General features: G+C 34.6%; 18 protein-coding genes. 8 read left to right on the top strand and 10 right to left on the bottom strand.

Annotated elements, in window-relative coordinates:
• Positions 1-88: 88 nt before the first annotated feature.
• From EZS29_RS03195 to acpP, 6 genes are all read right to left on the bottom strand, one after another.
• Positions 89-1,702: a hypothetical protein gene (locus tag EZS29_RS03195; RefSeq protein ID WP_130606463.1), complete on the bottom strand. Its 1,614-nt coding sequence runs from the start codon at positions 1,700-1,702 to the stop codon at positions 89-91.
• A gap of 34 nt (positions 1,703-1,736) precedes the next feature.
• Entirely contained in the window at positions 1,737-2,069 is a 333-nt protein-coding gene (locus EZS29_RS03190) for a riboflavin synthase family protein (protein ID WP_130606461.1), read from the bottom strand.
• Positions 2,070-2,103: 34 nt separating this feature from the next.
• On the bottom strand, positions 2,104-2,613 hold the full coding sequence (gene nrdR / locus EZS29_RS03185; protein ID WP_130606459.1) for a transcriptional regulator NrdR: 510 nt from the start codon (positions 2,611-2,613) through the stop codon (positions 2,104-2,106).
• A gap of 16 nt (positions 2,614-2,629) precedes the next feature.
• On the bottom strand, positions 2,630-3,916 hold the full coding sequence (locus EZS29_RS03180) for a serine hydroxymethyltransferase (protein WP_130606457.1): 1,287 nt from the start codon (positions 3,914-3,916) through the stop codon (positions 2,630-2,632).
• A complete protein-coding gene (rpiB, locus tag EZS29_RS03175) occupies positions 3,913-4,368 on the bottom strand; it encodes a ribose 5-phosphate isomerase B (protein WP_130606455.1) in 456 nt (151 codons plus the stop codon). The genes EZS29_RS03180 and rpiB overlap by 4 nt, the downstream gene beginning before the upstream one ends.
• Before the next feature lie 100 nt (positions 4,369-4,468).
• Positions 4,469-4,720: an acyl carrier protein gene (gene acpP / locus EZS29_RS03170; protein ID WP_130606453.1), complete on the bottom strand. Its 252-nt coding sequence runs from the start codon at positions 4,718-4,720 to the stop codon at positions 4,469-4,471.
• 219 nt (positions 4,721-4,939) lie between these two features.
• Here acpP and EZS29_RS03165 point away from each other — a divergent pair, with 219 nt between their 5' ends.
• On the top strand, positions 4,940-6,103 hold the full coding sequence (locus EZS29_RS03165; protein WP_130606451.1) for a glycerate kinase: 1,164 nt from the start codon (positions 4,940-4,942) through the stop codon (positions 6,101-6,103).
• A 12-nt stretch (positions 6,104-6,115) separates the two neighbouring features.
• Here EZS29_RS03165 and lepB read toward each other — a convergent pair whose 3' ends face one another.
• Together lepB and EZS29_RS03155 are read right to left on the bottom strand one after the other, a co-directional pair.
• Positions 6,116-6,808 carry a signal peptidase I gene (gene lepB / locus EZS29_RS03160; protein WP_130606449.1) on the bottom strand — a complete coding sequence of 231 codons (693 nt, stop codon included), beginning with the start codon at positions 6,806-6,808 and terminating at the stop codon, positions 6,116-6,118.
• A 19-nt stretch (positions 6,809-6,827) separates the two neighbouring features.
• Positions 6,828-7,085, bottom strand: coding sequence for a hypothetical protein (locus EZS29_RS03155; protein ID WP_130606447.1), 258 nt, complete (start codon positions 7,083-7,085; stop codon positions 6,828-6,830).
• Between the two features lie 298 nt (positions 7,086-7,383).
• Here EZS29_RS03155 and EZS29_RS03150 point away from each other — a divergent pair, with 298 nt between their 5' ends.
• On the top strand, positions 7,384-9,066 hold the full coding sequence (locus EZS29_RS03150) for a DEAD/DEAH box helicase (protein WP_172603749.1): 1,683 nt from the start codon (positions 7,384-7,386) through the stop codon (positions 9,064-9,066).
• A 52-nt stretch (positions 9,067-9,118) separates the two neighbouring features.
• On the opposite strand, the gene EZS29_RS03145 is transcribed toward EZS29_RS03150, so the two are convergent.
• Together EZS29_RS03145 and EZS29_RS16190 are read right to left on the bottom strand one after the other, a co-directional pair.
• Positions 9,119-9,667, bottom strand: a complete 549-nt coding sequence (locus EZS29_RS03145) for a hypothetical protein (protein WP_130606443.1) — start codon at positions 9,665-9,667, stop codon at positions 9,119-9,121.
• A gap of 90 nt (positions 9,668-9,757) precedes the next feature.
• Entirely contained in the window at positions 9,758-9,880 is a 123-nt protein-coding gene (locus tag EZS29_RS16190; RefSeq protein WP_281276298.1) for a hypothetical protein, read from the bottom strand.
• 606 nt (positions 9,881-10,486) lie between these two features.
• Between EZS29_RS16190 and ung the strand changes: the two genes are divergently transcribed.
• The 6 genes from ung to EZS29_RS03115 all read left to right on the top strand — a co-directional run bounded on the left by ung (position 10,487) and on the right by EZS29_RS03115 (position 17,896).
• Positions 10,487-11,182: a uracil-DNA glycosylase gene (gene ung, locus EZS29_RS03140; protein ID WP_246035208.1), complete on the top strand. Its 696-nt coding sequence runs from the start codon at positions 10,487-10,489 to the stop codon at positions 11,180-11,182.
• A gap of 19 nt (positions 11,183-11,201) precedes the next feature.
• Positions 11,202-12,917 (top strand): NAD-dependent malic enzyme, encoded by a 1,716-nt coding sequence (locus tag EZS29_RS03135; RefSeq protein WP_130606441.1) that lies wholly within the window; start codon positions 11,202-11,204, stop codon positions 12,915-12,917.
• Between the two features lie 83 nt (positions 12,918-13,000).
• Entirely contained in the window at positions 13,001-13,684 is a 684-nt protein-coding gene (locus tag EZS29_RS03130) for a hypothetical protein (RefSeq protein ID WP_130606439.1), read from the top strand.
• 17 nt (positions 13,685-13,701) lie between these two features.
• Positions 13,702-14,658 (top strand): bis-aminopropyl spermidine synthase family protein, encoded by a 957-nt coding sequence (locus tag EZS29_RS03125; protein ID WP_130606437.1) that lies wholly within the window; start codon positions 13,702-13,704, stop codon positions 14,656-14,658.
• A gap of 31 nt (positions 14,659-14,689) precedes the next feature.
• Positions 14,690-15,877 (top strand): glycosyltransferase, encoded by a 1,188-nt coding sequence (locus tag EZS29_RS03120; protein ID WP_172603748.1) that lies wholly within the window; start codon positions 14,690-14,692, stop codon positions 15,875-15,877.
• Between the two features lie 21 nt (positions 15,878-15,898).
• Positions 15,899-17,896 carry an O-antigen ligase family protein gene (locus tag EZS29_RS03115; RefSeq protein ID WP_130606433.1) on the top strand — a complete coding sequence of 666 codons (1,998 nt, stop codon included), beginning with the start codon at positions 15,899-15,901 and terminating at the stop codon, positions 17,894-17,896.
• Positions 17,897-17,918 lie beyond the last annotated feature (22 nt).

The following is a 17,918-nucleotide window of genomic DNA, read 5'->3' as shown; positions in this document are numbered from 1 at the left end:
TATTTTAATTTAAATTGGAGAAGGAGATATTTCAGAGCTGTATTCAGTTTTATACTTAAATTTTATGTTTCTTAGTGAAACATAAAATTTACTTTTTCAGCTTAGCTGGCTTTTTCCTTTGCAAAATAGGCGTCATATACGCTCTAAATTGCTCCGGTGTCATTCCCGCTCTTTCTCGCTCAAAAGCTTTTTTCTGTAATGGTTTTAATGACTCATAAAATTCTGAAACCAATATTATAAAATCATTGTCCGAAAGAGTGACTTTAGGCAAAGTGACTTTCTTTTTAATGAGCACTTTCGGCTCTTTTTTTTCGATGACATTTACTGAATTATTATCAAATAAAGTCTGAGGAGCTAATTTTTTCACTGGGTATTTAACTAAAATTTTCTCTTTTTCAGGTATTTCTTTTTCAATTTTAGTTGTCTTTAATACTCTTGCTACCTTAGCCGTTTTAAGAGCTTTCTCAATGCGTGCTTTTTTCAATTGATCCGCAGGAGGTTCCGGAAATAAAGTTGAATTTTCACTTATTTTCCCAAGAATGACTCTTTTTTTCGGGATCATATGATTGGATTTTATAGCAATTGTTTGTGGAGCTAACGCCATTAACTTTTCACCCAAAGCATATTCTAAATCCTGCGCTTCTTTTGCTTGATCTGAAAGTTGCCAGCAATAAACAATAGCCCCTAAATTGCAATTTGTCTGCTCAGCATTTTCGGACATTTTTTGCTTAAGTTCAGAAAGTTTTATATTGGGGGCTGCAATACTCCAGCCTAAAACTCCGTGATCGTATAGGGCAGGAACACTTAATAGTATTTCTTTATGGAATGCAGAAATATTTTTACTTTCAATATGTATTGAGTTCCAATTTAATTGATGATCAATTTGATTTTGTTTTGAGTATTCAAGAAATAAATAATTTAATATTTTTTTTACACTGGCTTTGCGGCCCATAGATTGAATAACGACTGGATTTATACTGACAAATGAAGGTCGAGAATAGGAATTATCTACAGAAATTTCTTGTGGAGCATAAAAATCACGAAAATTTTGGGATAAACTCAAAGTCAACCAAATACCATCGACATCATTTTCTATCTGCGCATGCCTGATAAAACCAAGACTTCCTGCTTTGGAGAGAGCCAATGACTTTGATTTTTTTGAGATTTTAACTTCAAATAACTTTAACGGTGTAGACCAAATCATTTCCAATTGTTTACACGCTTCAAAAACATCTTTTTGTGTGCCAACAAGATATTTATTGATCTGGAAACGTAAATTACTCTCTTCATTTTGCATGGTAAAGATACGGGATAAAGCTTCATGCCAGATAGCAAACATTTGAATAATGTTTTTAGCATTCACATTTGTTGGAGCTGCAATTATTTTTCCAGCTCTTTTTGAAACCATGGAGTCAAACCAAGCCTCTTTTGAACCCAAACTTAACAATATTCCTTCAACCCACCACATAGGGGCGAGTAAGCGCTTTTTAAGAGCATAAATGCGTGAGTCCGAGATGAGACTCGTTTCTTCCTTTAGGCACAAATTTTGCTCATCTGCAAATTGAGACGTTCGCATATTTTGAGAAGATTTCGTTCGTTTCAATTGCGCGACACTCGACTCTGATTGAATTGCTTTTCTGAATTCTGGATTGAGGCGAGAGGCATGAACCGCAACATTTTGTTTTTGCAGATCAAATGACATAGTTTGTATTTTATTCCTGAATTGATAAAGCCGTTTATTTACGAGCCTGAATATAATTAGGTAACATAGATTTAAGCAAAGAAGCAATAGCCTTGATCGATTGATCGAACTCTACTTCAATCCACATTCCTGCACTATAATACTTCAGGATCACATGCTTATAAGTATGCGGTATATTCATTATTTCAGCTAATGTTTCGCTTGGATTATTTTTAGAAAAATGCGTAATAGTAAAGCTAATTCCTGCAAGCGCAATTGAGCCTATCTCGATATTAGAGTCAGAAAAAAAACTTTGTACTTTTAATAAATTTTCATAACGATTGACTGATAAAATGTTTCCAATTTCTTGGAGCTTACCAACTAACATAAGAGAACCTCAAGCTGAATGCTAAAAAGAGCTCCTATGAATGTATTGACTCACTATCCTTATGAAGATCCAACGAAAAATCTGTTTTATTTTGTGCCTTTTCAGTTAACTGTTTCAGCTCCAAAACAAAATCTTCAGGACTTGAAAATGCTCTATACACAGAAGCAAAGCGAACATAAGCAACAGGATCGAGTTTTAAAAGAGCTTCTAACACAAGCTCTCCTATTTTCTGCGATGTCACTTCGTCATCCGATGAGTGACATGCGCATTCTACCCAATCCGAAATCGCATCTAAGCTCTTAGAACTTACGGAACGCTTTTGGCAAGCAATACTCATACTTTTTAATAGTTTTTCTCGATTAAAAAGTTCACGTGTACCATCTCGCTTAATTATGTATAATGGCTGCTCTTCTGAACGTTCAAATGTGGTGAAACGATAACCACACTTAATACATTCTCTTCTCCGCCTCACTGTTCGTCCATCACGACTTTCTCTGCTTTCAAGTACCTTACTTTCAGGATTTTGGCATTGGCGACACTTCATACTTTATTAAAAATCCTCAATTAGGAGCTACGTATCCTGAATTGTGGAGAGCACCATCGTATAACGGATATTTTTTACACAATGAAACGACTTTTTCTTTTGCTTTTTGCAATAAAGAATCATCATTTTTAAGAGCCATTGCAATCGCTTCTCCAAGTACTTTCATATCTGCTGCAACAAGTCCGCGGGTTGTGACCGCTGGTGTACCGATACGAATTCCACTTGTTACCATGGGTTTACGCGGATCATTTGGCACACTATTTTTATTTACTGTTAATTCAATTTGAGCAAGTCTCTCTTCTGCATCTTTACCACTTAATGGAGAATCTTTTAAATCAATTAAAATAAGATGGTTATCTGTCCCACCCGATACTAAAGAAACAGAATTTGCTAAAAGAGTCTCTGCCAAAACGCGCGCATTAATTACAATTTGCTCCGCATAATTTCTAAAAGAAGGTTGCAATGCCTCCCCAAAAGATACAGCTTTTGCTCCAATAACATGCATGAGAGGACCGCCTTGAAGACCTGGAAACACGGCTTTATCGATTGCTTTTGCATATTTTTCTTTACACAAAATCACGCCACCACGGGGTCCACGCAAAGTTTTGTGTGTCGTCGTTGTGACAAAATCGGCAAATGGAACGGGACTTAAATGCTGTCCACCCGCAACCAAACCAGCAATATGAGCCATATCTACCATAAGATAGGCTCCCACTTCATCAGCAATTTCTCTGAATTTTGCAAAATCAATTGTTCGAGAATAGGCACTTGCGCCTGCAATTATTATTTTTGGTTTACATTCTCTGGCTTTTTGCGCAACTTCTTCGTAGTCAATAAAACCTTGAGCATTCACTCCATAAGATTCAGCCTTATAATACATTCCGGATATATTTACCGGTGAACCGTGAGTTAAGTGTCCACCATGCGATAAATTCATCCCTAAAAAAGTTTCGCCTGGCTTTAAAAATGCTAGAAACACAGCTTGATTAGCTTGTGCTCCACTGTGTGGCTGAACATTTGCGTGTTCTGCTCCATATATTTTTTTTACCCGATCAATTGCTATTTGTTCAACTTTATCATTGAACTCACAGCCACCATAATAACGTCTTCCCGGATATCCTTCAGCATATTTATTAGATAAAACACTGCTTAAAGCTGATAAGACAGCGGGACTGGCAACGTTTTCTGAAGCAATTAATTCTAAACCTTCATTCAATCGAGCACTTTCTTTAGAAAATAAATCGGCAAGTTCGGGATCTGAATGTGAGATATTTGCTCTCTCAAAAGATAGAAATTTATTCATTGTGCTAACCTCTTTTCAATGGCTGTAACTTTATTAATTCTACTTCTGTGACGACCTTCTTCACACTCAGTTGCAAGCCAAATTTTTACGAAGTCGATTGCTCGTTGATAGTTCACGATTCGTGATCCTAAACACATGATGTTTGAATCGTTGTGCGCTCGACTCATTCGTGCTGTAAACTCATCATTTACAACTGCAGCTCTGACCAAAGGAAATTTATTAGCAGTAATACACATACCAATTCCTGTGCCACAGATAAGAATTCCTCTGTCACATCGACTTGCGGAAACCTCAGATGCAACTATGTCAGCATAATCAGGATAGTCAACTGAAGCAGAAGAATCGGATGCCACTCCATAGTCAAGCACTTGGTGGTTTGTGAGTGTTAAAAAATCGATTACATAGCTTTTAAGTTCTTTGCCAGCATGATCCGCAGCAATAGCGATTTTCATAAAAAGTCCTCGATTGAAACTAAGGTTTATTAAGGAAAATAAGCTTAAAAAAATCAAAAAAAAAGGCACCAGAAAAGGTGCCTAATTGGAAGCTTAGCTTTTAGAGCTTTGCAGTGATGAATTTAACTGCATCACCAACTGTTTTAAGACGCTCAGATTCGTCGTCAGAAATATTTACACCAAACTCTTCTTCAATTTCCATGAGGAGTTCAACGATGTCAAGTGAATCTGCACCAAGGTCTTCTTGAAATCGGGAAGCTGCAGTTACGTTTTTTTCCTCTATGCTCAACTTCTCAGCAACAATTTTTATAAGTTTAGATTCAAGTTGTTTTGCATCGTGTTGATTGTCCATTTTAGATACCCCAAAAGAATAATTAATAGCTTGAAAAATACTAAGCAGTTTGTAGTGTTACTAACAAATACCTCTGCTTAGGCTTCTTTAACAAAGAGGAATGATAAAAGCAATGCACAATTTAGAGTAACTTTTGAACATGTGGCATTTTCATCATATACTGCATTGAGTCACTGGTATACCATATTTCAGCTCCAATGGTCAGTAGGAGATTCACACATGCGTGTTGTACTTGCGTTTGACAAATTCAAAGGAACATTTACCGCACGACAAGTCTGTGAGCTCGTCGCAGATGGGATACGCAACCGCAATCCAAAAATTGAAATTATTCACCGCCCCATGGCAGATGGAGGGGAAGGGAGTGCGGTCCTTCTCGCTGCAAGTTTAGGAATGGAGTCGCTCCGAGTGGAAGTATGTGATTTACTCGGCAAACCAGCGGAGGCAAACGTTTTTTGGCAAAATGCAAGAAGACTTGCTGTTCTTGAATCTGCAGAAGTCTTAGGTAATTCGAGAGCTCTAGCCACCGAAGAGGGACTTTTCCAAGCCAATACTTGGGGCTTTGGAAGGCTTATGCAAAAAGCTTTTCCCTTGCGTCCGCAAGAAATATGGCTGTGCATTGGAGGAACTTTAACTGTTGATGCTGGCTGGGGTATTGCAAGTGCTTTTGGTTTATCTGCCTATGATGCGCATGGCAATCGCTTAAAACCCTGTTTAGATAATATGGAAAAAATTGAGACTTTTGAAAAAGAAGAACTACCTGAATATGTAAAAAAATGTAAAATAATTGTATTATGTGACGTAAATGCGCCAGCAACTGGACCTGGAGTCTCACTCCTTTCTTTTTTAAAACAAAAGGGCGCAAAAGACTCATCCATTCCTATTATTGAAAAAAGAATCCAGTTCTTTTGGAATAAATTAAAACAAGCATTTCCATATATCCCTCGACTTGATGAAGCGTTCATGGGTGCGGGCGGAGGAATTTGTTTAGGATTGTCAGCAGTTTTTCCTAATTTAAAAATAGAAATGGGTTCAAAAAAAATCGCAAAAGTTATTGCGCTTGCTCCAAGTTTTTCAGGTACTGATCTTATTGTTTGCGGAGAAGGCAGTTTAGATGATTTAACTTTATACGGCAAAGCAGTAAGTACAGTTTCGCAACTTGCTATGAAAAGTGAACAAAAATTAATTGGCGTGTTTGGTAAAGTAACAGGAAATCGTACTGAATTTAAAAATAAACTTGGTTTGTCAGATATAATAACTCTATTAGAAGAGCATCAAAGTGGTCAAACAACAAGTGAAATTATGCGTAATTCAAAAATAAAACTTTTTAATATTGGGCAGGATCTTGCAGAAAGAATAAGTAAAAAAAGCAACAAAAGTCATTGATTCTAAAAATCACTAATTCGTTAATTTCAAAAACCAACGATCATTTCTTAAGTTTGGCCAACTTCCCTGATCCCCTGTAGAATAAGTAATAAATAATGCTCTACCATACACACTTTTTTCATCCACAGCCCCCCAAAATCGACTGTCATATGAATTGTCACGATTGTCACCTATGCAAAAGATTTTTCCCTCAGGTACAACCCAAGACTTTTTTTCCTCAAGAGAAAGACCACCCATTTTTTTTCTTAAAATTTTATGAGGATATAGACTGAAACCAGATTCAATAAAAATATTATAATCCACAGATTCTTCAATACTTCCAATATCATTCAGTATACTTCTATCCATATCTTGAATATTTTGGGCTGGTATATTATTAACAGTCAATATTCCATTGGTAAAGGAAACAGTATCTCCAGCAATACCAACAACTCTTTTCAGAATAGTTTGTCCACCTTCGCGCAGTGGCCCTTGAAAAACCACTAAATCTCCACGCTTGGGAGAACTCCAATTGATTAATCTTTTCTCCATAAATGGAAACATGAAACCATAGGAAAGTTTATTAACTACTACGTGATCACCTATTTTTAAAGTGGGAAGCATAGAACTCGATGGAATAAGGTACCAATTTAAAATACTCGATCGAAAAAAAACAATTAAGGCAAGAATTATTAAAATTTCTTTTATCTCTTTGAAAAACTTCATTAATAAATTGCCGTTCTTTTTATTCTTTTGATTTTAGTTTGTCCGCATTGTTTTTAAGATAATCTCGAATATCTTTTTCTTTATCTAATAAGCGAATCCATTGTTCCTTATATAAGGTAACAGGAAAGCGCCCAAGACCGTAAACAGACAATCCTCCTTTTTCCCCTATTTTAAATGAAATTTCTTTATTATGACTCGTTTTTTTCTCACTTTTTAAGATAGCATTTTCTGCACGCAATCTTTCCAATTCTGCTCTGATATCTTCTTGATTTTGCATAGTTATATTCCTTTCAAAAACAAATCCTGTAAAACCAACTTACCATAGCATTTTTAAATTATAAAAAAAACCCTCTTGACACCCCACCTATTATACAGTTTAACGATGAGCTGGCAGGGGTTCAGAAAGACCTAACTCTTTTTGTTGCACGGGCGCACACTTTAGGATTGCGCATGTCGCAACCTATTAATTTGACTAGCTTTTAAATAAGCTCTTATAATTCTTTCTCAATTCTCGCCTGAGTGTATTTAGCTATTAGTAGCTAACCCCTTCTATTTCTTTATTTTTTGGGATGCAAATGACAAATAACAGTATTGTTGCAACAGAAGAGTCTTCTATTTTTAACTTATTGCCAGAAGCACTTCGCGAAGGCCTTATTTCGCAAGGTATTACAAAACCAACCCCTATCCAACAAGCAACTTATAAGCCTGTATTAGATGGTAGAGATGTTATTGCACAAAGCCGCACAGGCTCAGGCAAAACTCTTGCCTTTGGTTTACCTGCTTTTGCTCGCCTTGGAAAACCACAGGCATCTAAACCAAGACTTCTTGTCTTAACTCCGACTCGTGAACTTGCACAACAAGTTTCCGACGTTTTTGAAGCAAATTTTAAACCACAAGGTTTTCGCATCTTAGCGATAACCGGCGGAAAAAGCTACCGTTTTCAAACTTCATCCCTCCAACGCGGTGTGGATGCTGTTGTAGCCACTCCAGGTCGTTTAAATGACCTCTTGCAACAAGGGGCAATTAGCTTAAACAACGTTGAAATCCTCGTCCTCGACGAAATGGATGAAATGCTCGATTTTGGCTTTGCTGAAGACATCATTAAAATCAAAGAAGCTATTGGAAAAAAAGCACAAACCTTATTATTTTCTGCAACATTTCCTCCAAAAGTTACTAATATTGCACGCCAAATGGTTGCAAATCCTTTTGAAGTTAAAGTTGCAAGTACAGATACAAGCACAGGCCTCATTGAGCATGGCTTTGTTGAAGTCAAAATGGGACGTAACCTAGACGCCCTCTTAGGATTGTTACTTTATCATGATCCAGAGCATGCTATTATTTTCTGTAAAACACGCGATGAAACACGCAATATTCATAATTCTCTGCTTGAAAGAGGATTTGCAGCAGGCGTATTGAATGGCGAAATGACTCAAAATGATCGCAGCCAAACCATGGAACGCTTTAAGAATCGTCAACTTCGTATCCTCGTCGCAACAGACGTTGCAGCGCGCGGGATCGACATCAGCGGTCTTTCTCACGTCATTAACTTTACTGTGCCAACAAATGTTGAAACTTACACTCACCGTGCAGGCCGTACAGGACGCGCGGGCGCAACTGGAAAAGCATGGACAATCATCACACATGTAGAACGTCGTGAATTCCAATTTGTTTGTAGCAAAGTAAAAATCAATCCAACTCGTATTGAATTGCCAAATGCAAAGAAAATTGCATCGCAATTTTTAAACAATATGTTATTCCGTATCAATGCAAATAGCATTGAATCTCAAGAATATATTGATCACTCCGTTGAAAACCTTGTGGCTAATCTTGAAAACGATAAGCTCAAAGAAGTTCTTGCAAATGTCCTCAAATCTGAAGCTTCTCGCCAACTTGGCAAGAGCTTACACGTTGAAGACATTTCTCCAGCCTTCAAAACTGAGTTTGGCACAAACGTTGATTCCTCCAAATTTGGCTCTGACCGTGGTGGTCGTTCCTCCCGTGGTGGATTCGGCGGCGGACGTGGCGGCTTTGGCGGCGGACGCGGTGGTGACCGTGGTGGATTCGGCGGCGGACGCGGCGGTGATCGCGGTGGATTCGGCGGCGGACGTGGCGGTGATCGCGGTGGAGACCGTGGCGAAAAAAGAGGCGGTTACTCAACTTCCAGCAATCGCTCTGAACGTGGCGGTTTCGGTGGAAGAGGCGGAGCTTCTAAAAAGCCAACTGACAGCAGCGGTAAAAGAAATTTCCCAATCGCTTAAGCTCTCCGTTTATTCGAAAAAAGCACTCAATAGTTTCTATTGAGTGCTTTTTTTAAATAGTATCAACTGTACCGCCTATCACAGTGCCAGTTACTTTAGCTCCATTTTTTAGTTTAACTTTACCATGCTGACTTTCAAATTCTATATTTCCATCGACTATGGAATTATCAATGGAGATAACTTCTTCTTTATTGTCTTCATCTTTATTCACAAATATACTCCTGACATAAGAATTATCATTGATCTCAATATTTTCTGAAGTGATATTCAATTGCTTTTCTATACGACTTAGCGACATAAATAAATTACCAGTTACTTTTATATCGCCATTTACTTTGCTATTGTCATGCAAATTTAGGAATCCAATTGTCTTTATATTATTGAGAGTTGAATTAAAAACTTTCACTTTCCCGATGACATCGGCCTTTTCAGTGATTGCACTTTTTTTCAATTCCACTTTTCCGACAATTTTTAAACTCGTCTGTGTCGAGTTTTCTATTTTTATTGCACCTAAGTTTCTTATAGATGTGTATATAGTTATAGCACAAACCAGTGAAAAAAAGATTGTACAACTTATAATAACAATAATTATTTTTTTCATCCGTTTACTTTCTATAAATTATTCCACTCGATAAATTTCACTCTTTCCATTAAGGCATTTTCTCTCACATAGTTACACTCTAAATCTATCTTATCTACATATGCCGTAATGAATCAGTTTTGACTCATTTAAATTTGCTGCATTTGCTTCTGCATTTATAGATAATGAAATCCTGGCTGCTGATAAAAAAGAAAGGACAACACTCTTATTCATTGCAAACTCCTTTAATATTAAATTTGTAAAAAATAAAATGTCCGGACAGATTTTTTTAAATAAGCAATCTTAGAGTAAAAAATCTGTAAATATTTATTTGATTATTTTACCCTAGATTACAATTAGTATTTTTTTCTTAAAATGTCAATATTATTATTGGTATATTAAGAAATACAACTTTCCAAAGAAATACTTCGAAAATTAAAAATACTTGTTCATGATTTTAAATATTACATAATTTTTTAAAGAATAATAATTATACTTAAACTTAAATGGTAATATACAAATTTTTCCCATATTTATATGCGTTTTATTTTAATAATACTTTGAGATAAACATCACTCCTAAGATGACCTTGCAAAACAGCTTTTAGCAACTCGGCCTCTATTAAAATTTTCATAAGCCTTTTTCAGACCCATCTCCCCAGCAACTAGCTAGACAGGTCAAAATCAAAGCGATAAAAACAAAATACTTGTGCAGAACTCCTATATGTTCCGCTTGAGTTTGTTTGAGAATGATAATTTTTCATATTATAGATATTTTACTCTTTCTCAATAATTACAAATTTTGCGAAAGAAACTTATATGAGACTTTGGGGAAAATCACGTGGAATCAGAAATAAAGGCGAGAGATCTTAGTTTTTTATCAGAGAATTGGAGAGCACTTTTAGCGGCTGAGTTTGAAAAACCTTACTTTGAAGACATCCGTGCTTTTTTGAAAAAAGAGCTCAAACAAGGTCACACTTTTTTCCCTGCAAAAGAAAAAGTATTCAGAGCCCTAAAGCTTGTCGACTTTGCCGATGTAAGAGTCGTCATTATTGGACAGGATCCGTATCATGGTATAGGCCAAGCCAATGGCCTTGCTTTTGCGGTTGAACAGGGCATTCCTGCTCCCCCCTCTCTGCAAAATATTTTTAAGGAAATTGAAAAGGATATTGGTAAGGGAAGACCCACCAATACCACTTTAGAAAACTGGGCAAAGCAAGGTGTCTTGTTGTTAAATACTGTTTTAACAGTTCGTGCACACACAGCTTTTTCTCATCGCGGAAAGGGTTGGGAAAAGTTTACTGACAGTGTGATTGAAAAACTCAATCACAAAACAACACCCATTATTTTCATGCTTTGGGGTGCAGCAGCCCAGTCTAAAGCCAACATGATCACAAATCCTATTCACAATATTCTAAAAGCACCGCACCCCTCGCCACTTTCTGCCCACCGCGGATTTTTGGGGTGTAAACATTTTTCAAAAGCAAACGAAATATTAAGGAATCATAATATTTCAGAAATTGATTGGAACCTTTAATTTTTCGTGGAGTATCTGAATGTTTAAAGAAAAACGAAATTCTTTTGATGGACAAAAGTATTATGAAGTCACATTAAAAGGGAAACAATTATTGCTAAATTCATTTCTAAATAAAGATACAGCATTTACATATGATGAAAGAAGTGAATTTAAACTCGATGGACTTATACCGAATGTCATTGAAACTTTAGATGAACAAGTTGTTCGGGTTTATGGACAATATCTAAAAAAAGAGTCAGATATAGAGAGAAATATTTTCTTGACTCAACTATATGACCGAAATGAAACTTTATTCTTCAGACTTATGCAAGAGCACCTTATAGAAATGGTGCCTGTTTTTTACACACCAACCGTTGGTGATGTTGTTCAGCAGTTTAATCAAAACTTTAGAAGACCACGTGGTTTATTTATTTCTTATCCACAAATGTCGCAAATTGACGATATTTTAAATAATATTCCAAATGCTTACGACGTAAGCGCAGTTTGTGTCACGGACTCCGAAGCTATTCTTGGGATTGGCGATCAGGGAGTGGGTGGAATTGTTATTTCAATTGCTAAACTTGCCATGTACACTCTTTGTGCTGGTTTTCATCCAACTAAAGTCTTGCCTATTGTATTGGATGTGGGCACAAATAATAAAGAATTATTACAAAATCCCCTCTATTTAGGCTGGAGACATGAACGCATTCGTGGCGAACAATACGATGATTTTATCGATGCATTTGTTTCCGCGCTTAGGAAAAGATACCCCAATGTTTACTTACATTGGGAAGATTTTGGCAGACAGACAGCACGTAAAAATTTAGACCGCTATAAAAATGAAATGTGTACATTTAACGATGATATGCAAGGAACCGCTGCAGTTACTGTTGGCGCAATCCTTGCAGGTTTGAAAGTAAATGGCACAAAAATGAGTGAACAAAAAGTTGTGATTCATGGTGCAGGAACTGCTGGCTGCTGTATAGCAGATCAAATTCTGGCAGCAATGATTGCAGATGGACTTACGGAAAAACAAGCTCTTGCCAATATGTTTTTAATAGATATGAACGGTATGCTGCATACGAGCATGGATCATCTTGAATATTTTCAAAGAAAATATGCGCAGCCTGTTGATGTCTATAACGATTGGGAACGGATTAAAGGAAAGCCTATACTTCTGTATGATGTAGTAAATAATGTTAAACCAACAATTCTCATTGGCACATCAACTCAAACGGGGGCTTTCACAGAAGAAATCGTAAAAATGATGGCTTCACATTGTGAAAGACCTATTATTTTTCCTTTATCCAATCCAACATCCCGCTGTGAAGCATTACCAGCAAACTTGATTGAATGGACACAAGGAAAAGTGCTTGTGGCAACAGGTAGCCCTTTTGCCGATGTCCGTTATAATGGAAGAGTTTTCCCTATTGGCCAATGTAACAATGCTTTTGTGTTTCCTGGCCTCGGACTTGGTGTGGTGGCTTCAAAAGCAACACGAGTCAATGATGAAATGCTTGTAGCTTGTGCAAAAGTTATCAGTGAATGCGCACAAATAAATAAAGACCCAAACCTTTCTCTTTTGCCATCACTGACTCATATTCGTGAAGTTTCATATAAAATTGCTTATGCCACTGCTAAAACTGCGCAGGATACAGGTGTTGCTCCTAAAATGACTGACCAAGAGATACATGATAATATTCATGCAAATATGTGGAAAACCAGTTACGTTCGATATGTTATAGGAAAAAATTAACCTATTCTTAATTTTGACTTCCTTTTTAAATATTTTCAATTAAGTTAGAATTAATTTTATTGTTTAATATTTATAAGGAATTCATGATTATTTCAGAGCTTATCATTTATTTTTTTTATGCAATAATTGGAGGAGCTCTTTCCACTCTACCACCAGGTCCATTAAATATAAGACTTTTCCTTTTCTATGTTAAAGATGAAAGAAAAAGCTTATTTTATTTTCAACTTGGAATCTTATTAGTAGATATAATAATTTGCAATGTTGCTTTTATTATTACACAAAAAACAAATGATATAACCTCATTAATATCATTTGGTAAAAACAATCTTTACATAATTCAAATTTTGTTTTTGCTCGTTCTCTTGTACATTGCCTTCTCACACTTATTTACAAAAAAATATCCGCCTTCGCTAAAAAACAATCCAATAGAAAATCCCGAAATTGAAAAAAACAAATCTAGCAAATTAATTCGTCATTTTATCGAAGGAGTCGTTGGAACATTGACGATACCGAGTTTGCTGCCTTTTTGGTATCTTTGGTGGATGGGGCAAAATTTAACCTTTAACCATCCCATTTCGCTTGCAGTGATTCTTATTGCAATAGGAGTTTGCATTGGTGATCTCTTCATTTTTAAGACCTACAGATTTTTCTTTCTTAAAATCCCAGAAAGGGTTTTACAAGTTCGTATTGCGCAAATTGAAAAATGGGTCGGATATATCTTTCTTTTATTTGCCTTTATTTTTGGTATTAAATTTTTTCTATTCTAATATAATGGACTATTTGCATGAAAATAATTGATAAAATCCACAAATTAATATGCAAAATTGTCAGCATTTTTTTTGCCAGTCGCACTGTGCGGCACGTCTTAAGTTTAAATAGGACTGAAAAGAAAGAATTTCTAAGAAAAATCATTGAAGAAAACAAAAAGCAGAATTTTCATGAAAATACGAATCTTCTCCAACACACGAAATCAAAGTTCAAACTTGTTCAGAGCTATAATCAACTCCCCTGTACAATAGAAACTCGAAAAAAAAGAGCTGATCTCTTTGAAAGAAATGGCTTCAGAGATAAAAGTATTTTACTTATGGGTGATGATGATCATGTTTCAGTAGAATTAGCTGCTCGAAATTTCAAATATGTGACTGTTTTAGATTGCGATATGCGTCTACTTGAAGAGCTAAAAGTGCTTACTCAGGATGCAAAATATCAAGTCACTTTCTTTCATGTGGATTTATACGACGGGTTACCTAAATTTTTACAACATATATTTGATGTCGTCTGTTTTGATCCTCCACAAAATTACGAAGATCTTAATGTATTTTTAAAATGCGCTTTAAAAGCAACAAAATATGAAAATTCTAATTTCTATATGATGGTCAATTGCAATTCTTTAGGCAATAAAAATATTGAGAAGATATTTGAAGTTTTAAAGAAAAGCGGATTTATAAATTCTAAAAGAATGGATTTTTTTAATTGCTATCCTTTAAATAAAGGTCAGTCCCTCTTGCTTAAAGTAATGTCATACTTTACACATAGTTTTAAGGAAAGAAAAGAAGGAATTCATTGTCGATATTATTATACAGATTGTCTTGAATTTAAAGCAGATATATTACAAAAAAGCAATCACGATATTTTTGAAGAACATCAAGTCATTTCTCCAGTAGTATCGCATATTAATCTTCCAGAAATTCCTCTTGCAGTCTATAAACAATATGGAATGCAAAACAGAAAAAACCCTTAGTGGAGGGGAGGAAGGCTTTCCTTCTTTAAAAATGAAGAGTCAAAATAAAATAGCGATAGTTGTGCAAAGATGTGGAATAAATATTAATGCAGGCGCAGAAGTATACGCATTAAAATTAGCAGAAGGGCTTGCCTTAAAAAAGCAAAATATTGAAATTTTAACAAGCCAAAGCGATGATTATATATCCTGGAATAATAAGCTTCCAACGTATGAAGATTGCCAAATAGAAAATAACAACTTTCAGATAAAACGTTTTCCTGTTCAGCACGATAGACAACGAGTTGTATTTGGTGTTGTCAAAAGATTCATTTTCTTTACGCAAAAATATATTTCCATTGCTTACAAATTATTATCACCATTACTAGATTATATTTTTTTGAAATCGCAAGGACCTTGGTGCCCAAAGTTATGGGAATATTTAGAAAACAATGCGCAATCGTATTCCCTTATTATTGTAAAATCTTATTTATATGCTCCCAATTATTATGCTATTCGGAAATCACATAAAAAAACAAAAGTTCTTTTTATAGTCACAGCCCACAATGAGCCTGAATTCAATTTAAATTTTGTAAATAAAATGATTGAAAATTCGGATACTCTAGCCTTTGTTTCTATTGCAGAAAAAAATCTGTGCTACACTTTAAAACCATTTTCGCAACAAAAACCTTATATAATTTTACCTCCTGGATTCAATAATGAAATACCAGTGCAAAGTGACACTGACAATAGAATATTGCATCTTTCAGATAAAAAATTTTTCACATATATAGGGCGTATTGATAAAAATAAAAACGTAAATTTTATTTTTGAAAACACACCTAAAAATTGCTTAGTTGTTTTTGCTGGTGAGCTAAAAATTGAATTTCCAAAAGATGAACGCTTTGTTTATCTAGGACGTGTCAGTGAAAGAGAAAAATTTTTTCTTTTAGAAAAATCGATTGCACTGCTAATGGTCTCTATGCGAGAAGCTTATTCAATCATCACCGCTGAAGCCATCAAGTACAAATGTCTGGTCCTTGCATTGAGAGGTTGTGAACCTATTGAAGAATTGATTGAAAGATATGGTGGGTATTTATGTACTGAAGAAAATTATTCTGAAGTCATGTTGAATTTATGGAATAATCCAAATTATTTTGATAGAAAATTTATAAAAAGTGATTTAATAAATATAGAAAAAAGTTATTTACATAATGCAGACAAGATTATAAATTTGACTTAATTTTAACTCATAGGATAAAAGATGCTTAGTATAAAAAAAAGTGAGCATAAAATAACAAATTTGTCGCATATATTATTTTTAATAAATTTTACTGTAATAAATTTATTCATCAGATTACCAGACATTTTGACGATAAATATTTTAAGATTTTTATTATATTTTATTTTTATAATTGGTTTTATCCTTGGCCTAGTATCCACTTATAAAAAATATAAAACACTCACACTTAGTCTACTTATACTGATTATAATGGTCGTTCTGCACGCTTTCATACTATTCTATCAACCATCCTTTAAAAGTGGGGTTTCTTTTCAAAACTATATTTTACAAAATAATATAACTGCTGATTTTGCTATAACACAAACTCGGCTTTACATGCTTTTTTTTGTCTTGTTTATTTTCCCATCGCTTAGTTTTTTTTCAGATATTTTACACAATAGAATCAGAGATTTATTTGCAAAATCTTTTCTCATTATTATTATTTTAAGTGCAATCATAAATTCGTTTGTCGCTATTTTACAGGGATTCGCCAATATACATTTTTTAGCTCAAGGGAGTGGAACTTCTGTCGATGCAAACAGACCACCAGGACTCTTAGAAGATTCCGGTATTGCTGGGCTCTACTTTTCATTGAATTTTATCTTATTTTTTATAGCATTTTTTGAGAATAAATTTTCATTAAAGTCCAAAATTTATCTAGCATTTCTTATAGCAGTCACTCTTTTAGCTGGTATCATGAATGACTCAAGGGGATTTTATATATCTTCTGGAATTTCTATTTTATTTTATTTATCAATAAATGCATATAAATTATATATAAATAAAAAATACAAATTACTAATTTTTATAAACACTTCAGCAATCTTAGTTTTTGGATTTATTTTACTTATTTTAAGAAAACTTCAGTTACAAGGTTTTAATAGAATAATCAATGGAATGCTTCATAATAATTTCTCTACGGATTTTCTCACATTTTACAATCAATTTGATGAACAGAGAGCTGGGCATTTAAAAATCATGTTGCGATCTATCTTAGATCATTTTCCAATTGGGACTGGTCTTGGTTCTTTTGCCGTTAACTTTTTTCAATATAAAAAACCTGATGAAATGACTCAACTCGATGTGCCTTCAAATTTTTATTTTTCAATCGTTTCTGATTTAGGTCTGGTAGGACTTTTATTACTCTTAATAACTATTTTTATGCTAATAAATTTTATTCGAAAATTAAATATATTTCGTATACTCACAAATGAATCATTACTTATTAAAAATATTTATTTAAAATGGATCTTGCCACCACTGCTCATATATGCGTTAATCAGTCACCTACTTTCAAATGCCACAACAGCTTTTTTCGCGGCAATAGCTATTTCAGCAGGTCTTGTTCTAACAATTGAAGAAAAGAGCAAAGCACAACTTCTCATATCGAGCATCCTAAATTTTTGTAGTCTTTTATTTATTATTTCTTGTTCGTATCTCATATATTCAGCTCCGTCCATACCAAACTTTCGCTGGAAAGAAAGAAATGAACCACAATTTCCTCAAGCTGTTGGAGAATTGCCGCATCCAGAAGGTATAACTGATACTAAGCGTGTCTATTTTTCTCAAATTATTCGCAATAAATTAAGTGGAATAAATAAGCTTTATAAACCAGAATTATCTGAAGACGGAATATGGGTTGCTGCAAAGACAGAGATTATTCTCTTAAAAGATCAATTACGTTTATATGTACACAGTGAATTAAAAAATCAACCAACGTATTTAACATTAAAATTTTATAATCAAGAAAATCAAACAGAATTTTTAAATCTTGTCTTGAATAAATCAGAATGGGTCAATATCAAAATACCAAACGATAGAAAATTTGCATCCTGTTTAAGTAAAATTTCCATTAATAACTATTGCTATTTTAAAATCGAAGTCGCTCCCGCCTGGAAATTATCTAAATTAACTGAAGTTGGATTTTATATAGAAAATAAATACTTAAAATATTATGAAAATCCAAAAAATAAATCATAATAATAAATATCTTGGAGACTCC

The sequence above is a fragment of the Fluviispira sanaruensis genome, from assembly GCF_004295685.1.
In the GTDB taxonomy this organism is placed as follows: Bacteria; Bdellovibrionota_B; Oligoflexia; order Silvanigrellales; family Silvanigrellaceae; genus Silvanigrella; species Silvanigrella sanaruensis.
Note: the sequence above shows the minus strand (reverse complement) of the source record. Positions and strands in the feature narration are given on the sequence as shown.

Bases quoted from the DNA above. Each gene is read 5' to 3' on its own strand.
- EZS29_RS03195 (WP_130606463.1), bottom strand. From the start codon at position 1,702: ATGTCATTTGATCTGCAAAAACAAAATGTTGCGGTTCATGCCTCTCGC.
- EZS29_RS03190 (WP_130606461.1), bottom strand. From the start codon at position 2,069: ATGTTAGTTGGTAAGCTCCAAGAAATTGGAAACATTTTATCAGTCAAT.
- nrdR (WP_130606459.1), bottom strand. From the start codon at position 2,613: ATGAAGTGTCGCCAATGCCAAAATCCTGAAAGTAAGGTACTTGAAAGC.
- EZS29_RS03180 (WP_130606457.1), bottom strand. From the start codon at position 3,916: ATGAATAAATTTCTATCTTTTGAGAGAGCAAATATCTCACATTCAGAT.
- rpiB (WP_130606455.1), bottom strand. From the start codon at position 4,368: ATGAAAATCGCTATTGCTGCGGATCATGCTGGCAAAGAACTTAAAAGC.
- acpP (WP_130606453.1), bottom strand. From the start codon at position 4,720: ATGGACAATCAACACGATGCAAAACAACTTGAATCTAAACTTATAAAA.
- EZS29_RS03165 (WP_130606451.1), top strand. From the start codon at position 4,940: ATGCGTGTTGTACTTGCGTTTGACAAATTCAAAGGAACATTTACCGCA.
- lepB (WP_130606449.1), bottom strand. From the start codon at position 6,808: ATGAAGTTTTTCAAAGAGATAAAAGAAATTTTAATAATTCTTGCCTTA.
- EZS29_RS03155 (WP_130606447.1), bottom strand. From the start codon at position 7,085: ATGCAAAATCAAGAAGATATCAGAGCAGAATTGGAAAGATTGCGTGCA.
- EZS29_RS03150 (WP_172603749.1), top strand. From the start codon at position 7,384: ATGACAAATAACAGTATTGTTGCAACAGAAGAGTCTTCTATTTTTAAC.
- EZS29_RS03145 (WP_130606443.1), bottom strand. From the start codon at position 9,667: ATGAAAAAAATAATTATTGTTATTATAAGTTGTACAATCTTTTTTTCA.
- EZS29_RS16190 (WP_281276298.1), bottom strand. From the start codon at position 9,880: ATGAATAAGAGTGTTGTCCTTTCTTTTTTATCAGCAGCCAGGATTTCA.
- EZS29_RS03135 (WP_130606441.1), top strand. From the start codon at position 11,202: ATGTTTAAAGAAAAACGAAATTCTTTTGATGGACAAAAGTATTATGAA.
- EZS29_RS03130 (WP_130606439.1), top strand. From the start codon at position 13,001: ATGATTATTTCAGAGCTTATCATTTATTTTTTTTATGCAATAATTGGA.
- EZS29_RS03125 (WP_130606437.1), top strand. From the start codon at position 13,702: ATGAAAATAATTGATAAAATCCACAAATTAATATGCAAAATTGTCAGC.
- EZS29_RS03120 (WP_172603748.1), top strand. From the start codon at position 14,690: ATGAAGAGTCAAAATAAAATAGCGATAGTTGTGCAAAGATGTGGAATA.
- EZS29_RS03115 (WP_130606433.1), top strand. From the start codon at position 15,899: ATGCTTAGTATAAAAAAAAGTGAGCATAAAATAACAAATTTGTCGCAT.